Here is a 13,196-nt window from a genome sequence, read left to right as displayed (position 1 = left end):
GAGGGGCCGTTAAAACGGAAAATAAATCATTATGAGGATTAGAAATATAGGGGATTTTTATGATTTTTAGGAAATTTATTGATTTATAATATCAGAACTGATCACATGAAAGGTGTTTCCCCTGCAGTGATCACGCAGGGGAAGAAATGGTTTCTTTTATAGAAATGTCTCGGGGGCCATATCTCATGCCTCCTGCATACTCTTGATGATCCTGGCGATTTCCTCCGTGGTTTCCTCCAGTTCTTCCGCAATTACATCTATGGATTTTCCTTTTTCCAGCTTTCTCTTTACTAATTCCTTCAGCGTCTCCTGTCTTCCAGCCGCATAAGCTTCTTCACGCTGTACTTCCACATCCAAATCATAATCGTACTCTGCTATCAGCATATTTACCACCTCACTGCCTTTCTTTTTCAGATAATCGGTCAGTATTCCTGCCTTCATACATTCCTCTACGGCATTTTTGTATGCATCAGAGCTGCCTGTCTGCTGGTGTTTTCTTAGAATCTCTACAAATTCGCTGTACTCCCTCAGTATGCTGCACCTGTCAAGGATCTCATGGCCCTGCTCCGGATTGATATTGATGACCTTCACACAGAGTTCCAGCATGGGGGAATGGGTATCCTCCTTCTGCACATATGCATCCGAGAGGTACAGCATCTTCTCCTTTGCCCAGGGGTCCTTCCCATTATAAAAGGTATAAAACTCAGGGGTCGGAATCTTTACCGTCTTTTTTCTGTACCGGTCACGCACCGGAACAATCTGTTCTAAGGCCCTTCCTATATACAGCAGTTCCCGCAGCGGCATGTTCTCATTGATCGTTGACTGGTGTTCGCCAAACACCATTACCTTATCCTCAATACCAAAGGATACGTCATTGCAGAAATTCATATAAAGCACATCATCCACTCTGATCTTCCGGACTTTCGTCCCCTCCGGAAGGGGTTCGTCATGCAGTGCATTGTAAAGTGAAATCTCATTTTTCTCCGCAGATTCATCCTTGAAAAACAAATCCACAAATACACTGTTTTTGTACTTCTGGTTCTCTTTTGCTGCCATAAATGCCCTCCTTTTACAGGCCATATGACCTAAGGAAGACTTGCTTCTATATTTTATAGTATAGAAAAAACCTATAGATTATTCAAGACCTTCCCCTGAAAAACGGCCCTTATTTTATTTTGATTTGGTAAATTCGGGGGAACTCCCCATTTGACAGCCTCTCGGCCGAAAAGCAGAACTTATGAACTGATAAATCATAAGTGTATTCAGTATATCACAGAGAAAGGTTCCTTTCAACAGGCAGTAAAAAAGGATAGCAGTGCATAAAACTCACAACTGCTATCCTCAAATCCTCTCACACCTTAAACCGGTATCCAACACCCCATATGGTCTCAATATACTGCGGTTTCGCCGTATTAAATTCAATCTTTTCACGAATCTTCTTAATATGCACTGTCACTGTGGCAATATCACCGATGGACTCCATGGCCCAGATTTCCTTGAACAGCTCATCCTTGGTAAATACCCGGTTGGGATTCTGTGCCAGAAAGGTAAGCAGATCAAACTCCTTGGTTGTAAAATTCTTCTCCTCACCGTTGATCCACACACGCCTTGCCGTCTTGTCAATCTTCAGGCCGCGGATCTCAATAATGTCATTCTCCTGCACACCTGTACCGATCAGTCTCTCATATCTGGCCAGATGTGCTTTCACTCTGGCAACCAGCTCACTGGGACTGAACGGTTTTGTCATATAGTCATCCGCTCCCAGACCCAGACCGCGGATCTTATCAATATCGTCCTTTTTGGCGGAGACCATGATCACCGGATTGTTCTTTACATTCCTGATCTCACGGCAGATCTCAAATCCGTCCACTTCCGGAAGCATCAGGTCCAGAATGAACAGATCATAATTTCCCTCCAGCGCCTTCTTAAGCCCCACGTCACCGCGGTGCTCAATCTCCACCTCAAAGCCGCTCAGCTCCAGGTAATCCTTTTCAAGGTCGGCAATTGCCTCCTCGTCTTCAATAATTAATATCTTACTCATTCATCGGTACCTCCTGGTATTTTCTAAGAACGAAGTACATAACCGTTCCGATATTCTCCTTGCTCGTTGCCCAGACCTTGCCTCCGTGATCCTCCATGATCTTCTTGACTATTGAGAGGCCAATGCCGCTTCCTCCCTTAGAAGAATTTCTGGAAGCATCCGTACGGTAAAACCTGTCAAAAATATTGGGCAGGTCTTTCGCTGCGATTCCTTTTCCGTTGTCCTCAATCTCCACCTGGACAAAATCCCCTACGTCCTTCACCCGCAGGTTGATCCTCCGCTCTCTGCTGCTGCCCATGTATTTGAGGGAGTTGCTCACAATATTGTTTATAACCCTTTTAATCTGCTCCGCATCGGCAATGACAAGCACCTCAGGTCCCACATAATTGGAATACTGGAACTGTACGGACTTGGATTCCAGCTCAGAATCCAGCTCCTCTGCACAATCATCAAAAAATTCCGTCACAGAAATCTTATTGAAGGTGTAGGGTATCCTGTTGGTATCCATTTTGGAGTAGAACGTCAGTTCATTGATCAGTCTGTCCATGTCATTAGCTTTATTATAGATTGTATGGATATATCTGTCCATCTTTTCCGGTGTATTTGCCACGCCATCCATGATTCCTTCCACATATCCCTTGATGGCAGTGATCGGTGTCTTCAAATCATGGGAAATATTGCTGATCAGTTCCTTATTATCCTTGTCAAACTCCAGCTTCTCCTCAGCGTTCTCCTTCAGTCTCTGCCTCATGGCCTCAAAATCCTGGCACAGATCAGATATCTCATTCACACCCTCGCTGGCAATAGAGAAGTCCAGGTTCCCTTCCTTGATCTTCTGGGTCGCTGTCCGCAGCTTATCAAGGGGTGAGATAACGCCCCTGTAAATCCACCAGGTAAGCCCCAGGGCCGTAACCGTGAGGATGATCACCACGGCTGCCAGCATATTCCGAATCAGCTCCTCTATCTGCGGCAGCGTTTTAAACACACTGGAAACCACAAAAAGACTGCCTTTTCCGTGCTCGCTGGTCTCAAAGTCAATTTGCTTAACCAGCGCCTTTATCTTGCCTCCCAGATAAAAACCATCGCTGCTGTCACCGCTGTCATCCTTGTAATCCGGCAGCCTGCTGATAAGCTCCGACGGGTAGGGATCACATCCTATATATCTTATTTTATCATCTTCCCGCACAATAAGATAGGAGTGTACCTGCTCCAATTCCTTGTTAATGGAATCCAGATATTCGATATTTTCCAAATCTTTGGGAGATTCCTTGGCTGCCTCCGACAACCGGCCGATAGCGCCGCTCGTCATGCTGTTGATCACCTCTGCCGTGTTGGTCAGGCTTTCATATGTGGCATTCTCAATTCCATACTGCTTTTCTATGGCCTTGAGCTGATACTGGCTGAAACCCCAGAACGCCACACCGGTAAACAGCAGAGGCTCCAGTATGATGATGAAAAAAGAAACGATAATCCTTGTCTTTAATTTCATGTTCCGGCACCTTTCTGTCCTCTGCCCTAGAGCGTGTTTGAAAATTCATTCCGACAAACTGTGGCGCACAGCTTGCCGAAAGCAATTTTCAAACACGCTCTAAAACGGGCATAATGTCTTCTGGTAAATATTATAGCATAATTTGCTGCATTTTCTTCTAAACAAAAGTGAATCAAATCTAAACTTTCTATAAAAAACCCTGCAAAATCCTTTGACTTTACCTGAAACACCTTCTAAAATATAATCAACAGGAAAAGCGGCCAGACCGCAGGACCCACCGAGGAGAAACTATGTTTTTAGATAAAGATAACCATCTCGCAAAATTAAATGAACTGTACGGGCAGAACTGCTTTCAGTCCGCCTCCCTCTACTGTGACGCCGGTATGGGAAAGACCACTCTTCTCAGACAATTTTCAGCCGGAAAACGCACCCTGTATTTCAAACCCCTGGAGACTACGGACCGTGAAAACTTCCTGGCCCTGAAGGAAGAGGCTATCCGTGTGCTTGGTGCTCTGGAAAAACTGAAAGCTGCCAAAAGATTCGCGGAACTGTTCCGCACCATAGGAAGATCCGCCAAAGAGGAACCTCTGCTCTTTATTATTGACGATTTTCCACATCTCATCAATAAAAACCGCAGACTATCCACATTGATCCAGTCTTATATGACAAAAGAGTGGAAAACTTCCAAACTTTTTGTAATTTTATGTAAACCTGCTTCCCTGTACGAAAAAGAAAGCACCCAGGCTGCCAATCCACTGCTCTTAAAGCCCTTTACTTTCTTTGAGACGCGGCAGCTCTTCCGCCATCTGCCCATAGAACAGCAAATCTGTATATTCGGCATTACGGGAGGCGTGCCCGGCTATCTGGCCTACTTTGTCAATGGCAGGCCATTTCAGGAGAATCTGTATCAGTTATTTTTCACGGAGGAAGGTGCCTTTTACCGACGTCCCACCAAGTTTTTAAAAGTACATCTGTCCGAGCCGGAACTGGCCCACTCTGCCCTTCTGTGTCTCGGCGCAAAAAGGCGCAAGCTCCACGAGATCTGCGAGCGGACAGAACTGACCCCAAGCGCCGCGGGAAGTCTTATGAATACCCTGGACCTGCTTGGTCTGGTGGATAAGATCATTCCCGTCACGGAAGACGCGGGAAGCCGCAGGACGCTTTACCGCATCGCTGACGGCGTATTCCGCTTCTGGTATACCTTTGCCGCGCCTCACCGCAGCGCCATTGAACTCGGGTGCGGAAGAGATGTATTTGAAAAGGAAATACTCCCTGCCCTGGACAGCTACTCCAAAGAGACCTTTGAGGATATCTGCAGGCAGTATCTGGATCTTCTCGCCTGTCTGGGAGAGGCTCCTTTCCCCTATGACCACGCGGGAAGCTGGTGGGGACAGCATCCCACCAGAAAACGCACCGAGTACGTCCCCATCGCTGCCTCGGATGACAGCAACATGCTTCTGGGAGACTGTTTCTGGACAGACCAGTGGATCGATCTGGAGGGCCTGCAGGGTCTTCAAAAACATGCCGGGCTGTTCCCGCACAGTACAATCTGGTACTGCCTGTTTGCCAAATCCGACTTTGTCTCCGGCATGGAAACCATCTTCGGGGACACTGTGAAAGTCTTTACACTGGAACAGATGTGTACCCGGGCAGATGCCGTTGTCTGCACACCAGATATCTGCTAAAATTGGTAAAATAGATGCACATGACAATTTTTACGATATAAATGTCAATTATCAGTTAGTTTTTATCAAGTTTCCTTTTGGATATACTAAAAGAAAAAAGGAGACACGGCAGAAATGGACGAGAAAAGAGAACGCCAGTTTCGGGAACTGGGACTGACTATATCGTATTACCGAAAACTGAAAGGGCTCACACAATTACAGCTTGCAAATGCCGTTGGTCTGAGCCGTACACACATCAGTAATATCGAAGCGCCCAGGATCAAAACATCCCTTTCCCTGGAAAGTCTGTTTGATATTGCAGATGCACTGGACATACAGCCCAGAGACCTGTTCAATTTCCGTGAGCAGCAGCAATAGCAGAAAAGGTTCCGCATTCCTTCAAGCAGAGAATGCGGAACCTTTTAATTTCTTATAAATATTTCTTTAAGTCTTCAGCCTTGTCCAGTCTCTCCCAGGGCAGATCCAGATCATTTCTTCCGAAATGTCCGTAAGCTGCGGTCTGTTTGTAGATTGGACGTCTCAAATCCAGCATTTTAATGATTCCGGCCGGCCTTAAGTCAAAGTTTTCACGTACGATCTCCGTCAGCTTCTGGTCTGAAAGTTTACCTGTGCCGAATGTTTCCACCTGGATGGATGTGGGATGCGCAACGCCGATGGCATAGGAAAGCTGAATCTCACATTTTCTTGCAAGACCTGCTGCCACCATATTCTTTGCCACATAACGGGCGGCATATGCTGCGGAGCGGTCCACCTTTGTACAGTCTTTACCGGAAAAAGCACCGCCGCCGTGACGGGCGTATCCGCCGTAAGTATCCACAATGATCTTACGTCCTGTCAGGCCGCTGTCCCCGTGAGGTCCGCCGATAACAAAACGTCCTGTGGGGTTGATGAAAAATTTTGTCTCTGCGTCCACCATGTCTGCCGGAAGGATGGGGTCAAACACGTATTTCTTAATATCCTCGTGAATCTGCTCCTGTGTGACATCCGGGTCATGCTGTGTGGAGAGTACCACTGCATCCAGGCGGATCGGGCGGTCATTCTCATCGTACTCAACCGTCACCTGTGTCTTGCCGTCCGGTCTCAAATAAGTCAGTGTGCCATCCTTTCTAACCTTTGTCAGCTGGCGTGACAATTTATGTGCCAGGGAGATGGGATAAGGCATGAACTCCTCTGTCTCATCTGTGGCATAGCCGTACATCATACCCTGATCACCGGCGCCGATGGCGTCGATCTCTTCCTCAGACATGCTGTTTTCCTTTGCCTCCAGAGCCTTGTCCACACCCATGGCGATATCCTTTGACTGCTCATCAATCGTGGTAATCACACCGCAGGTATCCGCGTCAAAGCCGTATTTGGCTCTCGTATAGCCAATCTCACGTACGGTCTCCCTTACGATCTTCGGAATATCTACATAGGCATTCGTTGTGATCTCGCCCATTACCATAACCACACCCGTTGTGGTGCAGGTCTCGCAGGCCACACGGCTCATGGGGTCTTTTTCCATCAATGCATCCAGAATGGCGTCAGAAATGGCATCGCACATTTTATCCGGATGGCCTTCAGTTACTGATTCGGATGTAAATAATCTTTTTTCCATGTTGTTCTCCTTTTTTAAGATTGATTTATCCTGCGGCTGATTCCTGCGCCGAAGCGCGGCCGCCTGCGGTTATGTTCCTCTTGCTCGCCGTATGCAATAAAAAGGGTCCGCTTAAGCGGACCCATATCTTACATAAATGAATCCTCTTATTGTTCGACTATTTCGCTCAGGTTGGCACCTTCCTTTTGCAAGGGGTTGCCGTGACTTCACAGATCCTATGTATCTCCATCACTCTGAATAAGAGAAATTATAACCTATTCACTTGTCTTATATACGATAACGCTTTTTCTATGGTTTGTCAATGGGTAATGGATTTATTTCACCAGATACCCGCCGTCGACCGGGATCACCGCACCACTCACGTAATCACTTGCATGGGAGGCCAGGAAAATAGCCGCGCCCTTCATATCATCCCCGGTTCCCCAGCGGTGTGCCGGGATTCTCTCAGAAATAGACGCAAATCTTGGATTTTCCGGATCCATAAGCGCCTTGTTCATCTCCGTCGCCATATACCCCGGCGCAATGGCATTCACATTGATTCCTCTTGCCAGCCAGTCATTGGTGAGTTCCTTGGTAAGCTGTGCCACACCACCCTTGGATGCCGCGTATGCAGGTATGGTCTGGCCGCCGAAAAAGGAATTCATAGAGGCAATGTTGATGATCTTGCCGTAACCCTTTTTCAGCATCACCCTGGCTGCCTCCTGGCAGAGGATAAAAATGCTGGTCAGGTTCACGCGGATGACCTCATCCCACTCCTCCAACGGAAACTCTTCCGCACTGTGGCGTCTCTGGATTCCGTGGGCAGTGAGAAGAATATCCACATCACCGCCCAGACTGTCCAGGCACTCCCGGAAAACACGGTATATATCCTCCCTGTCCCCCAGATTTCCCTTGACTCCGTGGCATTTAAATCCACGGCTCTTAAATTCCTCAGCCACCCGGAACACACTGTCAGAGGTACCCACGATCGCTACCTCACAGCCTGCTTCCATATAGCCTTCCGCCATTCCGTAACCCAGTCCTCTTGTCCCGCCGGTCACAATGGCTTTTTTTCCGCTGATATCAAATAAATCCTGTGCGTGCATCTGCTTTACTCCATGTATCCGCCCTTCATAGGAGAGACGGCCCTTTCTGAGAAGATTTTCAAGACACCCTTTTCATATTTTACAGGTTTTGGCTGCCATTTGCTTCTGCGTTCCTTTAAAACAGCCTCAATCTCTTCCTGTGTCTTCTTCTCACCTGCGATTCCCACTATGCGGAGCACGCGGCCCGGAATATTCACCTCGATCAGATCGCCCTCCTCAACCAGAGCGATGGGACCGCCCTCTGCCGCTTCCGGAGAGATATGTCCGATTGCAGGACCCTTGGATGCTCCTGAAAATCTTCCGTCTGTGAGAAGGGCAATGGAAGCGCCCAGCTCCGCGTCAGACGCAATGGCCTCTGTGGTATAGAACATCTCCGGCATACCGCTTCCTTTCGGTCCCTCGTAACGGATGATCACCGCGTCACCGGGTTTGATCTCATGAGTCAGCACCGCGTGGATGGCATCCTCCTCACAGTCAAAAGGACGTGCTTTCAGGGTAGCCTCGAACATTTCTTTCGGAACTACGGTATGCTTTACCACAGCCCCTTCCGGTGCCAGGTTGCCGTAGAGAATGGCAATACTGCCGTCTGTTCCAAAAGGTTTGTCAAAAGGACGAATCACATCTTCCCTTTTCAGACCCACTTTTTCCAGGTAGCTGTCGCATTTATCATAGAAGCCGTTCTTTTTCAGTTCCTCCAGGTTCTCGCCCAATGTCTTACCGGTGACTGTCATCACATCCAGATGCAGCATATCCTTGATTTCTTCCATAATGGTCGGAACGCCGCCTGCATAGTAGAAGAACTGTGCCGGCCACTCTCCTGCGGGACGGATGTTCAGCAGATAATGTGCGCCTCTGTGGAGTCTGTCAAAGGTATCGCCGTCGATCTCAATGCCGAATTCCCTTGCAATAGCCGGAAGGTGGAGCAGGGAGTTTGTGGAGCCGGAGATTGCAGCGTGCACCATGATGGCATTCTCAAAGGACTTCATGGTCACGATCTTGTCCGGTGTCAGATCATGCTCTGCCAGCCATACTGACTGTTTTCCCGCTTCCCTTGCCACTACACGCAGGTCCTTGCTAGTAGCGGGCATAAGCGCACTTCCCGGCAGCATCAGGCCAAGTGCCTCTGCCATGATCTGCATGGTGGATGCGGTTCCCATGAAGGAGCAGGCACCGCAGGAGGGACATGCGTTCTGCTTGTAGAAGGTCAGCTTCTCCTGCGTGATCTCCCCGCGCTCGCACATGGCATTATACTTACCAATCTGTTCTAGTGTCAGAAGGTCAGGACCTGCGTCCATAACACCGCCTGTCACAATAATGGAAGGAATGTTCACTCTTCCCACGCCCATCAGGTGCGCCGGCATTCCCTTGTCACAGCTTGCAACGAACACGCCGCCGTCAAAAGGTGTGGCGTTGGCATGGATCTCGATCATATTGGCGATCATATCTCTGGATGCCAGGGAATAGTTGATTCCATCGTGGCCCTGGGCCTCGCCGTCACAGATGTCCGTGGTAAAATATCTGGCGCCGTGTCCGCCCGCCTCAGCGATTCCTGCCCTGGCCTCCTCCACAAGCTCCAGCAGGTGTCCGCTGCCCGGATGGCTGTCACCAAAGGTACTCTCAATCATAATCTGGGGTTTTGACAAATCCTCCAGCTTCCATCCTGTTCCCAGACGGAGCGGGTCTAATTCCGGTGCAATTTTTCTTAATTCCTGGCTTCTTAACTTCATAATCGTTCTCCTTTGACTAAGTGAATCTGATGAATCGCTGCTTGATTTGGAATGGATTGGTTTTTTTGAAGACATCATACGTCGTATCTGTTTGTATAGTAACACTTCTTTTCCCCGGGGTCAAGAGGCTCACTTATTTTATCCCTTTTGCTTATTTTTACCCTCCGAAATTTATGCATATTTCACAAAACAAGAGGCCGCTTTCATGCACGGCACCCGGGGCTTTTTCCTTCTGCGCTGTGTGCAATAAAAAATCCGGGCCTGTTACAGCCCGGAAAGTCTCTCTATCTTATCCTGATTGCTTGCCAGATGCTCTATCATGGCATCCTTAGCAGCCTTGGGATTGCGTTCTCTGATGGCATCCACGATCATCTGGTGGGTGCGCACGGTTTCCTTTGTCAGGGAATAGTCCGTGATATTTATAAAAAGGGAAATACCTGACTGGATGACAGGAATGATATTCGGCATGATCATATTCTTGCTCATCTTTGCCAGCATTTCGTGGAACTCAATGTCCTTGTGCATATGAGGCTCCTCTTTGTCGCAGAGTTCTTTCACCTCATCCTCGATCCGCTGCAGCTCTTCTATTTCCTCCGGCATGGCCCGCTCTGCGGCAAGCGCTGCGATTTCCGGCTCAATGATCATGCGGACTTCACAAAGATCAAGGCCAAGCCTTTTCTTATCATCCACAAAGGCAAATCCCAGCGGGTCATCCACCACTCCGGGATTTTCACAGACAAAAGTCCCGCAGCCCCGGCGGATCTCCAGGATGTTTCTGGAGACAAGGATCTTCACTGCCTCCCTTATGGTACCTCTTCCCACGGATAACTGCTGTGCCATATCAAATTCATTCGGCAGCTTATCCCCCGCCTTCAGCGCCCTGTCCGCTATCAGGCTGATAATCTGCTCTGCCACTCTCTCAGGCAGTAATTTTTTACTTTCATTCAACGATTCTAACATATATAATTACCTCTTTACCTGTTTATAATGATCCTGCACCCTCATAACCACTGTTTTGCTGTACGTGTATCACAGACGGAACCCTGTCAGGGGTACTTTTTGTCGAAGGTTTTCTGCATTTTTCAGCATTTGTTTACATATTATAGCATGTTCGTTTAAAGAAAGTCTACCAGGCACAGCATAAAAAATGCCGTCCGGAGAAACGCATCCCCCGGACGGCAGCTTTAACCTTATGCTCTCACACTTACATCATAAGTCCCGGCAGGAAGCCCTGGAACAGAGAAAGTATGGATACAAATATGAGAATTGCCACGCCGGCAACAAAACCGCCGATACTCCATCCACGGATAGTATCCGTAACAGAAATCTTAAAGAACCGGCTGATTGCCCAGAATCCGGAGTCGTTCGGCAGTGAAAGGCCGATACCGCCTGCACAGATAGCAATTGCACACAGAATCGGGGATACACCGCCGGATGCAATTGTGCTGGACATGATCGCTGCTGTTGTCATAAGCGCTACGGTTGTGGAGCCCTGTGCACAGCGGATGATCTGTGCGATCAGGAAACACAGTACCAGAATCGGAATGCTGAACTGTGACAGGGAACCTGCAACATAATCAGCGATACCTGTAGCCTGCAGAACCTTACCGAAAGCTCCGCCTGCACCTGTGATCAACAGAATCAGACCAACCTGGTCGGCAGCCTCTGTCATAATGTCTGTGGCTGTCTTAGTGATGTATTTTCTTGAAATGACTGCAGCGTAGATAACACCTGCCATCATGGCAAAGTTTTTATTTCCGATAAATGTCACAAACGGAACGATCGCGGAATCTTTTCCCACTGCAAGAGGGATAAAACTTCCCAGCAGAATCAGTACGATGGGAACAAGAAGGATGGACAGTGCCTTGCCTGCGCCCATTTTCGCGCGCTCTTTTCCTTTTCCGCTCTTGGACATTTCTGCTTCTTCTTCATCCAGATCCTCAAATGTATAGAAGTGGTTGTTCTTGTGGTCCTGCTTGTTCAGGATAGAACCATAGAAGATACCGCCCACGATCATTCCCACAAATGCGGAGATCAATGCATAGAAGAAGAAAATACCGATTTCAATATTCAGCTCCTCAGCAACAGCCAGCGGCGGCGCTGTAGGAAGCACTAATGCGAAAGTACATGTTGTTGCAACAGAGATCGCACAGGCAAATGTTACCATGGAGATCTTTGTTTTTTTGGAAAGCACACGGAGCATTGGGGCAAACATGATGTAAACAACATCGCCGAATACCGGAATACCTGTGATAAATCCTGAAAGTGCTACGGCGATAGGTGATTTTTTCTCACCGAATGCACCTAATATCTTATTGGAAATTGACTCAATACCGCCGGACTCGAACATGAACTTACCCAGCATTACACCAAGACCTGTTACCATACCGATACCGCCCAGAGTACCGCCGAATCCGTCTGTAACGGTCTGCGCCACATCAGCCAGCGGCATATTCACCAGCACACCTGTGCCAAATGCGGTGATCAACAGCGCAACAAAAGCGTTCAGCTTAAATTTAATGATCAACAACAATAATACTACAATTGCAAGAATAAAAATACCTATCAGCAATGGCCCTGTTACCATTTCTCCTGAAAACATATACGTTTTCCTCCTTTTCCCTTTTCCTGTTATCCCTGTCACTTCTTCAGCAAGTAATAACACGTATGACCTCTCATCCATTCCATAGTTCGACTATAACAAATCAGACGTCACACGTCAAGGGTAAATATAAATTATGTAAGTTTATTATAAATTTTCCATAAACTTTTTGTGCACTTTTTATATCGCATTTCACTTTAACGCGCTGCTAGCAGAAATACTCTGGGTACTTTTCAAGTATTTCCTGGAAATGTCTCCGGTAGGTACCCAAATGCCTGTCATAAAAAATCTTCAGATCAAAGTCCACGGAGAGTCCCAGAAGCAGCATATGATAGATATCCCTGTGCTCCTGATGAATGGCTGTAAGGTCAGTCTTGTTCATGATCGCATCCAGATACCTGACCCTGTCGTAATGAGAACTGACCTTTTTCATGGCATACCAGGTCTTCTGCTTTCCCGCCATGGTATAGATCAGATGATGAAATTCATCGTCAAGCTTGAAGAAGGGGTCTATCTTCTCCTCATCTTCCAGCGCTGCCTTCTGCCTGTCCAGGTTGTCCTTCAGGATTTTCATTCCCTCTTCCTTTATATTGCCTGCAATCTGGCGGATGATCTCCGGTTCAATCACGGATCTGACAAAATACCCTTCCTTCAATATATCTATATGAATCATGGAAACCCTGGAACCGCTCTGCGGAAAAACATCCACAAGGGATTCCTCCTTCAGCATAATGATCGCCTCATGTATGGGCGTCCTGCTGATGCCCAGCAGCTCAGTCAGCTCCCCTTCATTTAATGTGGCCCCCGGCATGAGCTGCAGCGTCATGATGTTGCTTCTCAGCAGCCTGTAGGCATATTCCCGGTTATTTTCCTTTTCTCTCTTCTCTGATATTTTAATGGTCATAATCTGTCCTCTGTCCTGTATATTCTCTCTTTTACTGAAGCGTAACATACCCTGGACACCGCGTCA

At 47.7% G+C, this 13,196-nt stretch carries 12 protein-coding genes and 1 riboswitch; of the genes, 3 read left to right on the top strand and 9 right to left on the bottom strand.

Annotated features, from left to right (window positions below; all coding sequences use genetic code 11):
* Positions 1-183: 183 nt before the first annotated feature.
* From WMO65_RS09755 to WMO65_RS09745, 3 genes are all read right to left on the bottom strand, one after another.
* Entirely contained in the window at positions 184-1,056 is an 873-nt protein-coding gene (locus WMO65_RS09755) for a hypothetical protein (protein WP_148391991.1), read from the bottom strand.
* Positions 1,057-1,351: 295 nt separating this feature from the next.
* A complete protein-coding gene (locus WMO65_RS09750; protein ID WP_033142629.1) occupies positions 1,352-2,041 on the bottom strand; it encodes a response regulator transcription factor in 690 nt (229 codons plus the stop codon).
* Entirely contained in the window at positions 2,034-3,530 is a 1,497-nt protein-coding gene (locus tag WMO65_RS09745) for a sensor histidine kinase (RefSeq protein ID WP_033142628.1), read from the bottom strand. The genes WMO65_RS09750 and WMO65_RS09745 overlap by 8 nt, the downstream gene beginning before the upstream one ends.
* Before the next feature lie 47 nt (positions 3,531-3,577).
* Between WMO65_RS09745 and WMO65_RS26540 the strand changes: the two genes are divergently transcribed.
* The 3 genes from WMO65_RS26540 (at position 3,578) to WMO65_RS09735 (ending at position 5,572) form a co-directional block, all read left to right on the top strand.
* Complete coding sequence (locus WMO65_RS26540) at positions 3,578-3,691, top strand: DUF6783 domain-containing protein (protein ID WP_353963995.1); 114 nt, start codon at positions 3,578-3,580, stop codon at positions 3,689-3,691.
* Between the two features lie 129 nt (positions 3,692-3,820).
* Complete coding sequence (locus WMO65_RS09740) at positions 3,821-5,215, top strand: ATP-binding protein (RefSeq protein ID WP_148391992.1); 1,395 nt, start codon at positions 3,821-3,823, stop codon at positions 5,213-5,215.
* A 114-nt stretch (positions 5,216-5,329) separates the two neighbouring features.
* Entirely contained in the window at positions 5,330-5,572 is a 243-nt protein-coding gene (locus tag WMO65_RS09735) for a helix-turn-helix transcriptional regulator (protein WP_033142627.1), read from the top strand.
* A 52-nt stretch (positions 5,573-5,624) separates the two neighbouring features.
* Here WMO65_RS09735 and metK read toward each other — a convergent pair whose 3' ends face one another.
* The 6 genes from metK to WMO65_RS09705 all read right to left on the bottom strand — a co-directional run bounded on the left by metK (position 5,625) and on the right by WMO65_RS09705 (position 13,130).
* Positions 5,625-6,812: a methionine adenosyltransferase gene (gene metK / locus WMO65_RS09730; RefSeq protein WP_033142626.1), complete on the bottom strand. Its 1,188-nt coding sequence runs from the start codon at positions 6,810-6,812 to the stop codon at positions 5,625-5,627.
* 143 nt (positions 6,813-6,955) lie between these two features.
* Positions 6,956-7,056, bottom strand: a riboswitch (SAM riboswitch).
* Between the two features lie 70 nt (positions 7,057-7,126).
* Positions 7,127-7,897: an SDR family NAD(P)-dependent oxidoreductase gene (locus WMO65_RS09725; protein WP_033142625.1), complete on the bottom strand. Its 771-nt coding sequence runs from the start codon at positions 7,895-7,897 to the stop codon at positions 7,127-7,129.
* 5 nt (positions 7,898-7,902) lie between these two features.
* Positions 7,903-9,624, bottom strand: a complete 1,722-nt coding sequence (ilvD, locus tag WMO65_RS09720) for a dihydroxy-acid dehydratase (RefSeq protein ID WP_054352972.1) — start codon at positions 9,622-9,624, stop codon at positions 7,903-7,905.
* A 264-nt stretch (positions 9,625-9,888) separates the two neighbouring features.
* Complete coding sequence (locus tag WMO65_RS09715; RefSeq protein WP_033142623.1) at positions 9,889-10,584, bottom strand: FadR/GntR family transcriptional regulator; 696 nt, start codon at positions 10,582-10,584, stop codon at positions 9,889-9,891.
* 244 nt (positions 10,585-10,828) lie between these two features.
* Complete coding sequence (locus WMO65_RS09710; RefSeq protein WP_103730931.1) at positions 10,829-12,226, bottom strand: GntP family permease; 1,398 nt, start codon at positions 12,224-12,226, stop codon at positions 10,829-10,831.
* A gap of 208 nt (positions 12,227-12,434) precedes the next feature.
* Positions 12,435-13,130: a GntR family transcriptional regulator gene (locus tag WMO65_RS09705; RefSeq protein ID WP_033142622.1), complete on the bottom strand. Its 696-nt coding sequence runs from the start codon at positions 13,128-13,130 to the stop codon at positions 12,435-12,437.
* Positions 13,131-13,196: the final 66 nt, after the last annotated feature.

The sequence above is a fragment of the Blautia caccae genome (genome assembly GCF_040095955.1).
GTDB lineage: Bacteria > Bacillota > Clostridia > Lachnospirales > Lachnospiraceae > Blautia > Blautia celeris.
Note: the sequence above shows the minus strand (reverse complement) of the source record. Positions and strands in the feature narration are given on the sequence as shown.